Origin of the sequence: Dictyobacter arantiisoli (assembly GCF_008326305.1) — a bacterium.
Classification (GTDB): domain Bacteria; phylum Chloroflexota; class Ktedonobacteria; order Ktedonobacterales; family Ktedonobacteraceae; genus Dictyobacter; species Dictyobacter arantiisoli.
In genome coordinates, this window is sequence record NZ_BIXY01000034.1 from 19,756 (window position 1) to 35,807 (window position 16,052).

Here is a 16,052-nt window from a genome sequence, read left to right on the forward strand (position 1 = left end):
CTATCCTCGTTAGAGCACTTCAGGTGCGAGCGAAACGAGTCGTGTGAAGTTTTTCTCACGCAATTCGCGGGCCACCGGGCCAAAGATACGCGTGCCGCGAGGATTATTACCAGTGGCAATAAGCACGGCAGCGTTCTCATCGAAACGAATATGCGAACCATCGGGGCGTGAATACTCTTTCGAGACACGCACCACAACAGCATTCACGACTTCGCCTTTTTTCACCTGTCCATTTGGTGCAGCCTGCTTCACCGAGGCCTTAATCACGTCGCCGACCGTGGCATAGCGCTTGGATGAGCCGCTCATCACGCGAATGCACATGATCTCTTTAGCGCCCGTGTTGTCAGCGACTTTCAGGCGTGTTTGTGGCTGAATCATCTGTCAAATCTCCCTATTCCGCCTATTGTGCGGAATCTTCTTGCAGGTGAGGGTCGACCTCAGCCACGACCTGTTCCACAGGAACAATGCCGGAACCACGTTTTACGATCTCGACCAGGCGCCAGCGCTTTAATTTGCTCAGCGGGCGGCTCTCCTCGATACGAACCAGATCGCCTACCTGACAGGTGTTGTTCTCATCATGCGCATAGAAGCGTTTGGTCTGTTTGTAGGTACGCTTGTAAATGCGATGTTTTTTCAAGGACTCTACGACGACAACAATCGTCTTGTCCGCTTTATTGCTGACCACATGACCGACTTTTTGCTGTCGGCGGCTGGTATGTTTTGCCGCCGCCAGAGCCTGTTCTGGTGTGATCGCATTGGATTGCTGTGTCATTATTGCTCATTCTCCAATACGGTTAGGTGATGCAGAAGGCGCGCAATATCTTTCCGGGTCTGCGCAAAAACGCGGTTATCTTTGACTTCGCCGCGCTGCTGCTGCAAACGGAGCTGGAATAATTTGAGGCGCTTTTCTTTAAGCTCAGCCTGCGCCGCGCTAGCTGTCATTCCAGCGACCTCTTTGCGACGTTCATTAAGCTTCGACACTCTCTGCCTCCCCTCGTTTGATAAAGCGTGTTCTCACAGGCAGTTTGTGACCGGCCAGGCGCACAGCTTCTTTAGCAATCTCTTCGCTGACGCCGCCAATCTCAAAGATGATGCGGCCTGGTTTGACCACTGCTACCCAGTGGTCAACCGCGCCTTTACCGCTACCCATGCGGGTTTCAGCAGGCTTGGCGGAAATTGGCTTGTCAGGGAAGACACGAATCCAGACTTTACCACCGCGCTTCATGAAGCGGGTGAGCGCGATACGCGCGGATTCGATCTGACGAGCCTCCATCCAGCAAGCCTCCAGGGCCTGCAGTCCGTATTCGCCGAAGGAAATCGAGCTACCACGAATGGCCTCGCCCCTCATGCGTCCACGGTGCTGTCGACGATATTTTGTACGTGATGGTGCCAGTAACATGGCTTCGCTCTCCTCTACTCGCTCTGAGTGGCCCCGGTATCAGGCGTCGACGTTGTGGTCTCAGTAGGAGTTACCGATGGGGAACTCTCGCTGACAGGTGTCTGCTCAGGACGTGGCTGACGAGGTGGACGCTGCGGTCTCTCGCCTTGTGGGCGTGGACCTCGGTCTCCACCAGGACGTGGGCCGCGCTCGGCCTGTGGGCGATCCCCGACTGGACGATCTCCTGCTGGGCGTGGTGGACGCGCTGGTCTCTCGCCCTGTGGGCGTGGACCGCGGTCTCCACCGCGAGGACGATCTCCCAGGGGACGTGGTGCGCGCTCGCTGCCCTGAGGACGGTCGGTGCGTGGTCCACGACGCTCGCCACCGCGACGGTCACCACGATCACGTGATGCAACATTCTGATGTGCGGCGGCTGCCACTTGAGCTTCAGCTAACTCACGGCGTTTGCTGGGCAGAATATCACCTTTATAGATCCACACTTTGATGCCAATGACACCAAATGTTGTGTGGGCCTCGGTCTGACCATAATCGATGTCGGCGCGCAGAGTCTGCAACGGAACACTTCCCTCGACCTCTTTCTCAGTACGAGCGATTTCCGAACCACCTAAGCGGCCACCACAGATCACTTTGATTCCTTTAGCATTGGCGCGCATTGATTTCTGCACGGCCTGCTTCATAGCACGTCGGAATGAAACGCGCTTCTCTAACTGCTCGGCAATACTGCGACCAACCAGGAAAGCATCGAGTTCCGGCTGGCGGATCTCAACGATATCCATGCGCACGCGGCGCTTTTTGGTCTTGCTCTCAAGGAGACTTTTCAGTCGGTCTACCTTTTCGCCGCTCTTACCGATAACAATACCAGGTCTTGCTGTAAACACTTTGACCAGAACCTGATCAGCGGCAGTGCGCTCGATCTCAATTTTCGAAACCGAAGCGTTGGCAAGCTCTTTGTTGATAATCCCACGAATCTTGAAATCTTCGGCCAGGATATCTTTGTAATCGCGCTCAGCATACCAGCGAGATTGCCATCCTCTCACGACGCCGAGTCTGAACCCATTGGGATGCACTTTATGTCCCAAAAGTGTCCTCCTTTTTAGCAGTCTCTAACGACCGGCGTCTGCCGGATCATCGGAGACAATCACTGTGACATGACAGAAACGTCGTAAGATACGAGCCGCCCGACCATGTGACCGTGGTTTCACACGTTTGATCCGGAACGAGTCATCCGCCACAATATTAAGAATATACAGGTCATCTGGATTGAGATTGTAGTTATTCTCCGCATTAGCCGCGGCAGAAGCTACCACCTTACTAACAGGGGTAGCACCGGCTTGTGGCAAGAACTGAAGAATAGCCAGAGCCTCATTTACCCGAAGCCCTTTCACCGCGTTCGTAACCAGACGCATCTTGCGCGGCGGAATGCCAATATCTTTTGCAATAGCCCTGACTTGCATCTCTACCTCACATTATACACCGAGGAAGGGGCACCATTTCTTTTAAATCGCTTTAAATTCGGTCGGCCCCTGGGACAACGGATGCTGGTCCCTGCACTATCCTCGGAGGGCTCAAACCATTGAGCCTCATAACTACCACGTAGTGTTCTAACGAACGTTTGTGGTTTTTTCATTTTTGCCGCCAGCATGACCACGATAGTGGCGTGTGGGGGCAAATTCACCTAGTTTATGGCCTACCATGTTTTCACTGATGAAAACCGGCACATGAGTCTTGCCATTATGGACACCGATGGTCATCCCCACCATTTCAGGGAAGATCATTGACGCACGTGACCAGGTTTTGATCACGCGGCGGTCGCCAGTTTTACGCATAACCAGGACTTTTTTCCTGAGTGACTCGTGAATATATGGCCCTTTTTTTCTTGAGCGCGACATATGCTACTTCCTCCTGCGGCCTGCGTTACGGCGTCGAACAATGAAGGGATCCGTTCGCTTGTTACGGCGAGTTTTGAAGCCCATCGCAGGTTTGCCCCAGGGAGTCTGTGGCTGGCCACCGATTGGGGCACGTCCCTCACCACCACCATGAGGATGGTCGCGGGGGTTCATAACAGATCCACGAACCGTTGGGCGGCGACCGAGGTGACGCGAACGTCCGGCCTTACCCAGGCTCTGATTTTCATGGTCAACATTGCCGACCTGACCGATGGTTGCGACACACAGAATATGAATTCTGCGCTGCTCACCGGATGGTAAGCGCACCTGAGCATAATCGCCCTCTTTTGCCATCAACTGTGCACCGGCACCGGCACCGCGCACCAGCTGTCCACCGCGACCACGCTCCATCTCAATGTTATGGATCGTCGTACCGGTTGGGATATTCTTGAGGGGCAGGGCGTTTCCAACACGAATGTCGGAATCGGGACCTGACTCTACGCGATCTCCCACCTGTAAGCCAAGAGGTGCAATAATGTAACGCTTCTCTCCATCAACATAGTGCAACAGGGCAATGCGTGATGAGCGATTTGGATCGTACTCAATCGCAGCGACACGGGCTGGAACCCCCAACTTGTTGCGCTTGAAATCAATGATACGATAGGCGCGCTTGGCACCACCGCCACGATGGCGGGTTGTAATCTTACCCTGGTTGTTACGTCCGGCGTGCTTATTCAGCTTCACCGTCAGAGATTTCTCTGGTCGTGTCTTGGTGATCTCCTCGAAGGTCGATACCGACATGCCGCGACGTCCAGGAGATGTTGGTCGATACTGTCTAGTTGGCATCTCTCAATCCCCTATGCCTTCAATGCATCGATTGACTCGCCCTCTGCGAGGGTGACAATCGCTTTTTTCCATTCGCGGGCCTCAACAGGTCGAGGAGCAGCACCACGCTGACGAATTTGCTTGGGCTTGCCAGGCATACGCATCACGTTGACCGATACAACCTTTACTTTGAACAATTGCTCAACCGCCCGACGGATATCAATTTTGTTGGCTTGTAGCGCCACTTCAAAGGTATACTGATTCCGCGCCTGCAATTTGACCGTTTTCTCGGTAACGATACCCTTGCGCAGAATTTCTGTGATTTCCACAGTCTCTCCTCCTCGCCTTACGCTTCGCTTCCAGCGCTCGCTGAGGCAATCTCTACAACCTGTTTGGTTGCGTCTTCCGCACTCAGACCTTCACCGAAAACTAATTCAATCCAGCGCACGGTTTTCACTGGCATGACGATGACATCATGCTTCAGCAGCTCCACAACGTTGATCGAAGAGACATGCTGCACCTTGGCGGTCGGAATATTTCGCGCCGATAATACAACGTTTTCGTCGCGCTGTGGCAACAACATCAGTACTTTTTTGCCCGCACTCGCCGGGAATTTGCTCAATAACGTCAGCATATCCTTGGTACGAGGGGTCTCAAGTGCCAATTCATTAATGACGATCAAATTCTCGTTAGCAACCTTGTCCGATAATACCGAACGGATCGCCAGACGACGCATTTTCTTCGGCACATCATGATGATAGACATGCGGCTTAGGGCCAAAGACGGTACCACCGTGACGGAATTGAGGTGCACGTGTGCTACCCTGACGTGCACGGCCTGTACCTTTTTGCCGATACGGTTTCTTACCGCCGCCCTTTACTTCGCTGCGAGTTTTGGTTGAGGCGTTACCCTGACGACGATTGACCAGTTGTGCGGTGACAACCTGGTGCAGAACCGCCATATTAGGGATAACTCCGAACACCTGCTCGCTCAGTTCGAGCTGTTCTACGGCCTCTCCGGCCTGATTATACACTGTAGTCGAGGGCATTTCGGTTTACCTCATCACATGCTTTTTAATCATGAGCAAACCACCGTTGGCCCCGGGCACCGAACCCTTGACCACCAACAGGTTGCGCTCAGGATCAGCTTGTATTACTTCTAACTTCTTCGCTGTCACACGCACATTACCCATACGGCCTGCCATCCGGGTTCCTTTCAGAACACGACCTGGGGTCGTACCTGAACCAATAGAACCTGGAGCACGGTGTCGATCCGACTGACCATGCGTCTTGGGGCCGCCAGCAAATCCATGTCGTTTGACACCGCCCTGGAAACCTTTACCTTTGGTGGTTCCAACGATGTCCACAGATTCACCATCCTTGAAGAGGCTGACATCAACCTGCACGCCCAACTCTACGCCGGTGGTACCCTCGTCCAGTCCAACTTCACGCAGGACTTTGAAGGGGCCAAGCGCAGGCCCGGGACGGCGCTGACGGTTCGCCTGAACCTTCAGCAACTTCTGGATCTGCTTGCTGTCTTTTTCAGGTGCGGTCGCGTTTTCAGCTTCCGCTTTGTCTTCGCTCCGCTGCTCCTGTTGATGTGTCTGCAGCGCTTTGCGTTGTGCCTTCAATAATGGCAGGCTGTGTCCGAGATGTCCCAGTTCTGGGCGCGTCACATTTTTCGTGGTGGCTGGTTCAAAACCAATCTGGACCGCTTCATACCCATCATTGGCGGCAGTTTTGACCTGTGTGACAACACAGGGGCCAGCCTCAATGATTGTGACTGGAATGGCTGTTCCATTGGGCCCAAATACCTGGGTCATGCCGACCTTCCTGCCCAACAATGCATTCAGCATATTCTTTACCTCTCCTCAACTATAAGGGGGATAGCCTCTCGCTTCCCTGGCAACCCTTACAGTTTAACTTCGATATCCACGCCTGCGGGCAGGTTCAAACGTGTCAGGGCTTCAACAGTCTTGTTCGTCGGCTCGATGATGTCAATCAAACGCTTGTGTGTACGAATTTCAAACTGTTCGCGTGCATCTTTGTCGATAAATGGTGAGCGCATCACCGTGTATTTATCGGTCTCGGTTGGCAGCGGCACTGGTCCTGAGACACGTGCCCCTGTCTGTTGCGCGGTATCCACGATTTGGGCCGCTGACTGGTCCAAAATGCGATGGTCGTATGCCTTGAGGCGAATGCGGATCCGCTGTTTCACTCCCGTAGCCATTTTTCTCTCCTGATACGGATTGGGGTCAGAGGGCGATTTCGCTCGTTGTGTGTTTCTGCGTGAGCTCTGTCCATGACCCCTGCTGCCTTGCTTAGCTAATCACCTGCGTGCAGAAACCAGCACCAACAGTGCGACCACCTTCACGGATGGCGAATTTCACGCCTACTTCCATAGCGACCGGCTGGATTAACTCAACTGTCATTTCGATGTTGTCACCAGGCATGACCATTTCAACACCCTCTGGCAACTTGATCGAACCGGTTACGTCCGTGGTGCGGACATAGAACTGGGGGCGATAGCCGTTGAAGAATGGAGTGTGGCGGCCACCCTCTTCTTTCGAGAGGACGTATACCTGAGCTTTGAAGTTTTTGTGAGGTTTGATCGAACCGGGCTTGGCCAGTACCTGACCACGCTCAAGGTCGGCACGCTCAACACCACGCAGGAGACAACCGACGTTATCGCCAGCCATGCCGGAGTCCAGCGTTTTCTGGAACATCTCGACGCCTGTTACGACGACGTTGCGGGTCACTTCCTGAATACCAACGATCTCGACGTTCTCGCCAACTTTGACGACGCCACGCTCGATACGACCGGTGGCGACAGTACCGCGACCTTTAATACCGAAGACATCTTCAATAGGCATCAAGAAAGGCTGATCGGTGGCACGTGGAGGAGTTGGGATGTACTCGTCAACCTGGTCCATGAGATCCCAGATGGGTTTGGCATCAGGATCATTGCGGGACAGATCGCCTTTGCTCTCCAGGGCTTTGATGGCGGAGCCGCGTACGACTGGAACATCATCGCCAGGGAACTGGTACTTGGAAAGCAGTTCGCGTACTTCCAGCTCAACCAGCTCAAGCAACTCTTCGTCTTCCATCATATCAACTTTATTCAGGAAGACTACCATGGCAGGTACTTCTACCTGACGGGCAAGCAGAACATGCTCGCGCGTCTGAGGCATAGGACCGTCAGGAGCGCTCACCACGAGGATTGCGCCGTCCATCTGAGCGGCACCCGTGATCATGTTCTTAATATAGTCAGCGTGACCAGGGCAGTCAACGTGAGCATAGTGGCGTTTCTCCGTCTCGTACTCCAGGTGGGCAATCGAGATGGTGATACCACGCTCGCGCTCTTCGGGGGCTTTGTCGATCTGGTCAAACGCTGTATATTTGGCAAGCTGAGCAGCAGACAATACTTTTGTGATCGCCGCAGTCAGGGTAGTCTTGCCATGGTCAATGTGTCCAATGGTTCCAATGTTCACATGCGGTTTTGTCCGCTCGAACTTTTTCTTCGCCATGTCAATTCCTCTTTTTGTTTAATTCTTCCTGCACCCCGCAGGACACATTTTTTAAGATACTTTCCACCCGGTAGGCCTGTTCCCTGAATTCGGCACCGAGATAGTAGAGTATATCAATAAAATGAATGCGTTGTTTAAATGCTGGTACTTACCGCCTATTGCGTTCACAGGCACAGCAAGCTCTACCTGTGTGCATACACACTACCAGCAAGTGTCTTGGACAGGAAAGTGGGGGAGGCTAAAGTAGCGGCCCCTTATTCACCTATCGCAGAATTGGGGGGTATCTGTCACAGATACCCCCGGTGTCATTTTAACGCCCCGAACGTTTTGTAACAATTTCGTCGGCGAGGTTCTTTGGAACGGGATCATAGTGCGAGAATTCCATTGTGTATGCCGCACGCCCGCTAGTCATAGAACGGAGATCGTTCACGTAGCCGAACATTTCGGAAAGGGGAACATGGCCCCGCACCACACTCGTCACCCCACGGGTTTCCATACCCTGGATGATGCCACGACGACGGTTGAGGTCGCCAATTACATCACCATAGAACTCTTCGGAAGTCGTGACTTCGACTTTCATCATTGGCTCAAGCAGAATTGGAGCTGCCTTAGCAACGGCATTTTTAATACCGATTGATCCAGCAATTTTAAAGGCCATTTCACTTGAGTCAACATCATGGAATGAACCATCGTACAGGGTCACTTTGACGTCAATCATTGGGAAGCCAGCAATAACGCCATTTTCCAATGTCTCTTTGACACCATTTTCGACTGGCTTGATGTATTCTCTTGGGATCACGCCGCCGACAATGCCATTGACGAACTCAAAGCCTTTGCCTGTCTCATTGGGCTCTACACGCAACCAGACGTCACCATATTGACCGTGACCACCTGTCTGGCGGATATGTTTACCCTGTGCCTGTGCTTCTTTGGTAATGGTTTCACGGTATGCAACCTGTGGTCGACCCACATTGGCCTCAACCTTGAATTCGCGGAAGAGACGGTCAGTGATGACGTCCAGGTGCAACTCACCCATTCCAGAGATAACGGTCTGACCACTCTCTTCGTCGGTGTGGACGCGGAAAGTTGGATCTTCTTCAGCCAGTTTGCCAAGCGCGATGCCCATCTTTTCCTGATCAGCGCGCGTCTTTGGCTCAACCGCCAGGTCGATCACCGGCTCTGGGAACTGGATCGACTCCAGGATAATCGGCTGCTGCGAGTTTGAGAGCGTGTCACCGGTAAAGGTGTTACGCAAGCCCACGGCCGCACAGATATCACCGGCTCGAATCTCGTCGATATCTTCACGGTGATTCGCATGCATACGCAGCAAACGACCAATGCGCTCGGTTTTGCCCTTTGAGGTATTCTCAATTGAAGCGCCCTTAGCCATTATACCAGAATAGACACGCAGGTAGGAAAGTCGACCGACAAATGGGTCAGAAACAATCTTGAAGACCAGCGCGCTAAACGGAGCTGTGTCAGACACTTCACGAGTGATGGTCTCACCGTTTTCAGGATCGGTTCCGGTAGGAACGGTGATATCCAGAGGAGAAGGCAAGAAAGCGATCACTGCATCCAGCATTGCCTGTACACCCTTGTTTTTCAAGGAGCTACCACATAAAACTGGCACTAATGTGTTTGCAATAGTAGCGTTACGTAACGCTACGGTCAGCTCTTCTTTCGAGATCTCTTCGCCTTCGAGATACTTCATGGTCAGATTTTCGTCAGACTCCGCAATGCGCTCAATTAACGCTTCGCGATGCTTCTCATACTCAGCCTGAAGCTCTGCAGGAATCTCTACTTGCTTTGAAGTGGTTCCCAGGTCATCCGTGTAGATAACCGCTCTCTGCTCAAAAAGGTCAACGTAGCCCTTAAAATCGGACTCCATGCCAATCGGAATCTGGATCGGGAGAGCACCCGCACCAAGGCGATCTTTAATCATGTCCACACAGCGCCAGAAATCGGCACCGGTGCGGTCTAGCTTATTTACAAAGCAGATACGTGGAACATCGTACTTGTCTGCCTGACGCCAGACCGTCTCGGACTGTGGCTCTACACCTGCCACACCATCAAAGACGACAACGCCACCGTCGAGAACGCGTAATGAGCGCTCAACTTCTGCGGTAAAGTCCACGTGACCCGGGGTATCGATGATATTGATACGGTGGTCCTGCCAGAAACAGGTCGTAGCGGCCGATGTGATCGTAATGCCACGCTCTTGCTCCTGTGGCATCCAGTCCATCGTCGCGGCCCCTTCGTGAACCTCACCAATACGGTGAATCTTCTTGGTATAGAAAAGGACACGCTCGGTGGTTGTGGTCTTACCAGCGTCAATATGAGCAATGATACCAATATTTCGTGTTTTCGCGAGTGGATATTCTCTTGCCATGATGTCTTTTTACCAGCGATAATGAGCGAAGGCTTTGTTGGACTCCGCCATCTTGTGGGTCTCTTCACGTTTTTTAATGGTTGCACCCTGACCCGCTGCTGCATCCATTAACTCGCTAGCCAATTTCTCTGACATGGATCGTCCGTTACGCGTACGGGAAGATTTGATCAGCCAGCGCATAGCGAGTGCGTTGCCGCGATCTTTCTTAACGTCAATCGGCACCTGGTAGGTTGAACCACCGACACGGCGGGGTTTGACCTCGATACTTGGCGTGGCGTTGCGCAATGCCTGCTCGAACACCTCCAGGGGAGGACGTTTCTGCTTGGCTTCAATCGCCTCAAATGCATCGTAGATAATGCGCTCAGCAAGGCTGCGCTTGCCGTCAATCATTAATTTGTTTGTAAAACGGGCTACGTTTCGGCTCTTGTACTTGGCGTCCTGTACGTCCGGCCTACGCACCACTCTCTTACGTCTTGGCATGTACTGCCTCCTCAGTGTGTCATTCGGATCTGCTATGCTTCTCATCAATCGTTCCCCAACCGCAGGGGATGAGATCGTCTTGATCTCTGGTTTCGTGTGTTCTCTCAGGTTCTGGCAGAAGTTTTCTTCACATCTACTCTGCTTGCACCACACAGTTCTTGATCGCTGTGTGCTCAAGCGCCCATCCCTTTATGTCCTGGTACCTGGTCGGTACCTGGCGGACACCAGAAAAGACGCCGACTCGATTTCAAGGCATGGTTACCTTGATCGTCTTCGAACGCCTACACGCGGGTGCCTTTCCACAGCGTAGATGGATACGCTCGTTTCGATCCGCCTGCGCTTTTCTTCACAGACGCACCGAAATAACTAAACCAGGAGAACACCCGACGATCATCGCAATCTGGCGGACACCTGCACTACACGAGGTAGCGGAGTGTCCGCCAACGATGATGTGTGATTTACCGACTGAATGCAGTATCCTTGTCCCGGCGCACTAGCTTCTACTAATGTTCCGGACTCTTACGGACTGGTGCTATGCGGTCGCTACTCACCAGACCCGCGCACAACTACTGCGCTTCCTTACTTACCGTTTGCCCTTGGCTGGAGCGGCCGCCTGTCCGGGTTTCGGACGCTTGGCTCCATACTTTGAGCGACCACGACGGCGCTTTGAAACGCCTTCGCTGTCCAGCGTGCCGCGCACAATATGATAGCGGACGCTTGGCAGATCTTTTACACGACCGCCACGAATGAGCACCACCGAGTGCTCCTGCAAATTATGTCCCTCACCAGGAATGTAGGCCGTAACTTCCATCTGGTTTGACAGACGAACACGAGCAATTTTACGCATTGCCGAGTTCGGCTTTTTCGGGGTCATCGTACGTACCTGGGTGCAGACGCCACGCTTCTGGGGCGACCCACGCAGGCGGGAGGTCCTGTTCTTTAACGCATTGTACGAATACAACAACGCGGGGGCCTTCACCTTTTTCTGCTTGTTTGTGCGGCCCTTACGGACCAACTGATTAATTGTCGGCAAGGAACAATCCTCCCTGTCCTCATAGTTCTAAGTACACGCGAATAGGAGTCCTATTCGCGTCAAATTTATCACACATATGCGATTGCATATACTATCACTCATTGTCTCCGCTGTCAAGTGTCAGTCCAAGAGGTGCACTGCCGGCTCCGACAGGTGTACCGCCACTGGCAATGGCACCAGCGACAACGGGTGTAGCAGCTGCAATACGCGCTGCCGCCGCCTGTTGGCGAGCGATTTGATCACGGCGGCGTTGGGCAATACCCGAACCGGCCGGGATCAATTTACCGATAATGACATTCTCTTTCAGACCGACCAGATGATCTGTCTGGGCTTCAATCGCGGCTTCCGTCAGCACACGTGTCGTCTCCTGGAAGGAGGCGGCCGCTAAGAAGCTGTCAGTATTCAGTGATGCTTTGGTGACACCGAGCAACACGGTCGAGGCTTTGGCGGGCTCACCACCTTCTGCCAGTACACGTGCGTTGGTATCAGCATACAAGAAACGGTCCACCAGGTCGTTCGGGAGCATTTCGGTATCACCCGGCTCGTCGACTTTCACGCGGCGCAGCATTTGCCGCACGATGACCTCGATGTGTTTATCGTGGATGTACACACCAGTATTTCGATACACACGCTGGACCTCTTTGGTGAGGTACAGTTGGACCGCTTCACGACCCTGGATGCGTAAGACATCCTGGGGATCTCGCTGGCCGGAGGTGATTGGCGTACCAGCTTTAATACGCTGACCATCCTGGACAGCAATGCTACGGGACGCTGGCACGGTATAGGTGCGCTCGTCACGCTCTTCAAAACGGATTGAGATGCCCTCTTCAGTCAGGATGATTTCACCATCTGTCCGTGCCATGACGGGCAAAGGTTCATTTCCATTTTCAGCCGCAATGAGGGCAATGATCTGGTCTTTCTGCACGCGATCATGCTCGTTGACCACAATCTTGGCGTTGACCTCTTTGGGTAGAGGGTATTCGTCGAAGAAGGTATTGGTCGAAACAACACGCACGCTACGCGCACCAGTGGCCTCGTCTTTGGTGATCTCGACGATACCGTCGATTTCACTGATCTCCGCTTTATCTTTTGGTACACGCGCTTCAAAGAGTTCTTCAACACGTGGCAGACCCTGTGTAATGTCTCCTTGCGCTCCTGCGATACCACCAGTGTGGAAGGTACGCATGGTCAGCTGTGTTCCAGGCTCACCAATGGATTGCGCGGCGACAATACCAACCGCTGCCCCGATACGGGCCAGGGCGTTGGCTGCCAGGTCACGGCCATAGCACTTACGACAAATGCCACGGCGGGCCAGACAATTGAGGGCTGAACGGACACGCACAGCCTCGATTTTCGCGGCCACGATCTCATCCACATCCTCGTCTGAGAGCTCTTCACCCGCTTGCAGATGTGGCAGTTCAGGAATCTCTTCAGCCAGCACTCGACCTAAGAGACGACCACGGGAATTCTCCAGCGCCATATCTTTTGAGTCGAAGTCGGTGATCAGGATACCCTCTGTCGTACCACAATCCTCTTCTGTGACGATAGCATCCTGCGCGACGTCGATCAGACGACGAGTCAGGTAACCAGACTCTGCTGTACGTAGGGCGGTATCAGCCAGACCTTTACGAGCACCATGAGTACTAATAAAGTATTCTAGCACACTCAGGCCTTCACGGAAGTTACCGCGTACGGGAATATCCATGATACGGCCCGATGGATCGGTCATCAATCCACGCATACCTGACAGCTGACGAATCTGCTGGAACTTCGCTTTCGTCGCACCAGATTCAGCAATCGTGTAGATGGAACCAAATGGATCAAGCACTGAACGAACCATCTTCTGGACGTTATCAGTGGCTTCATTCCACACGCTGATTGTCTGCTGATATTTTTCGTTCTCGGTGATCAAACCATCATGGAACTGCTCATCCAGCTCAACAATTTTGGCGTCGGCTTTCGCCAACTCTTCCGCTTTACCCGGAGGAACCTGTACGTCACTGATCGCGACCGAGGCACCGGCTTTGGTTGCATAGTGGAAACCAAGGCGTTTGATTTCGTCGGCAAGATCAGTGGTCTTACTGCGTCCATATTCTTTGAAGCATTCACCGATGACCAGTTTCAAGTTTTCCTTTTTCATGGCGTAGTTCTTGAAACGCAGGCGCTCTGGCAAAGCCTCATTGAAAATGATGCGTCCCACAGTAGTAGCCACAGGCTTATTCATAGAGTGCAGAGTAGCCTTCTCGGGGGGGGGCTGGTCATAGACATCAATAATGCCCATACGGACCTTAATTGGTGCCTGAAGATCAATCACGCCCTGTTGCAGTGCCAGCAATGCCTCACCGGGATCGGCAAAGACACGGCCCTCGCCCTTTTTATTGGGGCGCTCCTGTGTCAGGTAGAAACAACCCAGCACCATATCCTGGGATGCGCCGATCGATGGCTCACCATGGGCAGGTGACAACAGATTGCGGGTTGACATCATGAACTGACGGGCCTCATCCTGTGCCTTTTCGGACAAAGGAACGTGGACAGCCATCTGGTCACCGTCGAAGTCAGCATTGAAAGCTGAACAGACGAGTGGATGCAACTGAATGGCACTGCCCTCAACCAGAACTGCTTCGAAGGCCTGAATACCAAGACGATGCAGCGTTGGGGCGCGGTTCAGCAGCACTGGATGGTTTTTGATCACCTCTTCGAGGACATCCCAAACCTCAGGCTTGACACGCTCCACAAAACGCTTGGCGCTCTTGATATTGTGGGCGAAGTTTTGCTCAACCAGTTTACGCATCACGAATGGCTTGAAGAGCTCCAGAGCCATACGTTTTGGCAGTCCGCATTGATTCAACTTCAAATCCGGGCCAACCACGATAACCGAACGGCCAGAGTAGTCAACACGTTTACCCAGCAAGTTCTGACGGAAACGTCCCTGCTTACCTTTGAGCATATCGGACAGGCTCTTCAACTTATGGTTACCAGAACCAGCCACAGCACGACCACGGCGACCATTATCAATCAACGCGTCGCAGGCTTCCTGCAACATACGTTTTTCATTGCGAATAATGATCTCAGGCGCGCCCAACTCAAGCAGACGTTTGAGACGATTGTTGCGGTTAATCACACGGCGATAGAGATCATTGAGGTCCGAGGTCGCGAAACGACCACCATCGAGCTGTACCATTGGGCGCAGATCAGGTGGCAACACTGGCAGAACCGTCATGATCATCCACTCGGGAGCAGTGTGCGACTTACGGAAAGCCTCAACTACTTTCAAGCGTTTGGTCGCCTTTTTACGACGCTGACCAACGGTATTACCAATCTCATGACGCAGATCGTCCGACAATTTCTCCAGATCAATACCAGAGATTAATTCGCGTACAGCCTCCGCACCCATGCCAGCGCGGAAAACATCGCTGAAATTGTCTTTCAACTCGCGATAGCGATTCTCTTGGAGCAGGTCCATTTTCTTGAGACCTTCGAGATCGCGGCGCAGTTGCTCAATGCGCTGGCGAGCATCGGTGCGCTCATGCTCAAGTTGTGATTGTACAGAATCAATCTGACTCTGGAAATCGAAGTTCAGGCGATCAGCTTCATGCTTGCCTTCAGTCTGTGAACCATCCATCTCACGACGGGCCTGCTCAGCAATTGAATTGCGGGCAGTTTCGGCGACACGCTCCAGGACATCCAGATGTTTGGAGGAGACGGTCTCACCCTCGCGCACAATAATCTGATCGGTTGGTAAGAAGAAGATATCGTCCTCAACCGCTTGCCCCATCGACTCGCGCAACAGGCTCAGAGTCTCGCTCTCTGCTTGACGGGCTGCTTCCAGTCCCTGCTCACGGCGCTCCTCGATTTCCTGGCGGCTGACGGGAGAATAACGATCATCATTCTCTTGCAGAGCAGCATCGCGTTGCGCACGCAAGTTGTTCACACGCTCAACGACCTTCTCATCCAGATTCTGCTCCAGGCCAACCATCTCTTCATCCAGGCGCATCAATTCGCGCTGGCGTGCCTCTTCATCAACCTCGGTCACGACATAAAGCGCAAAGTACAGCACGCGCTCCAGGTTACGTGGAGAGAGATCGAGCAGGAGACCAATGCGACTCGGTGTACCTTTGAAGTACCAGATGTGGCTTACAGGTGATGCCAGTTCAATGTGGCCCATGCGCTCGCGCCGGACCTTAGAACGCGCAACTTCGACACCACACTTATCGCAGACGATGCCTTTAAAACGCACTCTTTTATATTTACCGCAGTAACACTCCCAGTCCTTCGTTGGTCCGAAGATACGCTCGCAGAACAGACCATCTTTTTCGGGCTTCAGTGTACGATAGTTAATTGTCTCCGGCTTTGTAACCTCACCATAGCTCCAGCCGCGAATCTGCTCTGGACTGGCAAGGCTAATTCGGATAGCGTTAAAATCATTTACTTCGAGCATGCTACCTCTCCTGGGATAGGGGCTAGCGACAGGCCAAATGACCTGTCGCTACGCAATTCATTTCCTACAATTTCAA

17 protein-coding genes are annotated in these 16,052 nt (G+C 53.0%); all 17 read right to left on the reverse strand.

Annotation, left to right across the window (positions count from 1 at the left end; genetic code table 11):
- Positions 1–9 precede the first annotated feature (9 nt).
- The 17 genes from rplN to rpoC all read right to left on the reverse strand — a co-directional run bounded on the left by rplN (position 10) and on the right by rpoC (position 15,976).
- Positions 10–378 (reverse strand): 50S ribosomal protein L14, encoded by a 369-nt coding sequence (rplN, locus tag F1593_RS12735; RefSeq protein WP_149401944.1) that lies wholly within the window; start codon positions 376–378, stop codon positions 10–12.
- 22 nt (positions 379–400) lie between these two features.
- Positions 401–772 (reverse strand): 30S ribosomal protein S17, encoded by a 372-nt coding sequence (gene rpsQ, locus F1593_RS12740; RefSeq protein WP_149401945.1) that lies wholly within the window; start codon positions 770–772, stop codon positions 401–403.
- Entirely contained in the window at positions 772–981 is a 210-nt protein-coding gene (gene rpmC / locus F1593_RS12745; protein WP_172632085.1) for a 50S ribosomal protein L29, read from the reverse strand. Before rpmC ends, rpsQ begins: the two co-directional genes overlap by 1 nt.
- Positions 968–1,399 (reverse strand): 50S ribosomal protein L16, encoded by a 432-nt coding sequence (rplP, locus tag F1593_RS12750; RefSeq protein WP_149401946.1) that lies wholly within the window; start codon positions 1,397–1,399, stop codon positions 968–970. Before rplP ends, rpmC begins: the two co-directional genes overlap by 14 nt.
- A gap of 14 nt (positions 1,400–1,413) precedes the next feature.
- Positions 1,414–2,478, reverse strand: coding sequence for a 30S ribosomal protein S3 (gene rpsC, locus F1593_RS29840; protein WP_149401947.1), 1,065 nt, complete (start codon positions 2,476–2,478; stop codon positions 1,414–1,416).
- Positions 2,479–2,502: 24 nt separating this feature from the next.
- The gene (gene rplV / locus F1593_RS12760) at positions 2,503–2,853 is read right to left on the reverse strand and encodes a 50S ribosomal protein L22 (RefSeq protein ID WP_149401948.1); all 351 of its coding nucleotides are present in this window, start codon (positions 2,851–2,853) and stop codon (positions 2,503–2,505) included.
- A 147-nt stretch (positions 2,854–3,000) separates the two neighbouring features.
- Positions 3,001–3,288: a 30S ribosomal protein S19 gene (gene rpsS, locus F1593_RS12765; protein WP_126626678.1), complete on the reverse strand. Its 288-nt coding sequence runs from the start codon at positions 3,286–3,288 to the stop codon at positions 3,001–3,003.
- A 3-nt stretch (positions 3,289–3,291) separates the two neighbouring features.
- The gene (gene rplB, locus F1593_RS12770) at positions 3,292–4,131 is read right to left on the reverse strand and encodes a 50S ribosomal protein L2 (protein WP_149401949.1); all 840 of its coding nucleotides are present in this window, start codon (positions 4,129–4,131) and stop codon (positions 3,292–3,294) included.
- A gap of 11 nt (positions 4,132–4,142) precedes the next feature.
- On the reverse strand, positions 4,143–4,439 hold the full coding sequence (gene rplW, locus F1593_RS12775) for a 50S ribosomal protein L23 (RefSeq protein WP_149401950.1): 297 nt from the start codon (positions 4,437–4,439) through the stop codon (positions 4,143–4,145).
- 17 nt (positions 4,440–4,456) lie between these two features.
- Positions 4,457–5,158 carry a 50S ribosomal protein L4 gene (gene rplD, locus F1593_RS12780; protein ID WP_149401951.1) on the reverse strand — a complete coding sequence of 234 codons (702 nt, stop codon included), beginning with the start codon at positions 5,156–5,158 and terminating at the stop codon, positions 4,457–4,459.
- A 6-nt stretch (positions 5,159–5,164) separates the two neighbouring features.
- A complete protein-coding gene (gene rplC, locus F1593_RS12785; protein WP_149401952.1) occupies positions 5,165–5,965 on the reverse strand; it encodes a 50S ribosomal protein L3 in 801 nt (266 codons plus the stop codon).
- 56 nt (positions 5,966–6,021) lie between these two features.
- Positions 6,022–6,339, reverse strand: coding sequence for a 30S ribosomal protein S10 (rpsJ, locus tag F1593_RS12790; protein ID WP_149401953.1), 318 nt, complete (start codon positions 6,337–6,339; stop codon positions 6,022–6,024).
- Positions 6,340–6,430: 91 nt separating this feature from the next.
- Positions 6,431–7,636, reverse strand: coding sequence for an elongation factor Tu (gene tuf, locus F1593_RS12795; RefSeq protein ID WP_149401954.1), 1,206 nt, complete (start codon positions 7,634–7,636; stop codon positions 6,431–6,433).
- Between the two features lie 310 nt (positions 7,637–7,946).
- Positions 7,947–10,025: an elongation factor G gene (gene fusA / locus F1593_RS12800; protein WP_149401955.1), complete on the reverse strand. Its 2,079-nt coding sequence runs from the start codon at positions 10,023–10,025 to the stop codon at positions 7,947–7,949.
- A 9-nt stretch (positions 10,026–10,034) separates the two neighbouring features.
- A complete protein-coding gene (rpsG, locus tag F1593_RS12805; protein ID WP_149401956.1) occupies positions 10,035–10,505 on the reverse strand; it encodes a 30S ribosomal protein S7 in 471 nt (156 codons plus the stop codon).
- Positions 10,506–11,088: 583 nt separating this feature from the next.
- The gene (gene rpsL / locus F1593_RS12810) at positions 11,089–11,538 is read right to left on the reverse strand and encodes a 30S ribosomal protein S12 (protein ID WP_149401957.1); all 450 of its coding nucleotides are present in this window, start codon (positions 11,536–11,538) and stop codon (positions 11,089–11,091) included.
- Positions 11,539–11,632: 94 nt separating this feature from the next.
- Complete coding sequence (gene rpoC, locus F1593_RS12815) at positions 11,633–15,976, reverse strand: DNA-directed RNA polymerase subunit beta' (RefSeq protein WP_149401958.1); 4,344 nt, start codon at positions 15,974–15,976, stop codon at positions 11,633–11,635.
- Between the last annotated feature and the right edge of the window lie 76 nt (positions 15,977–16,052).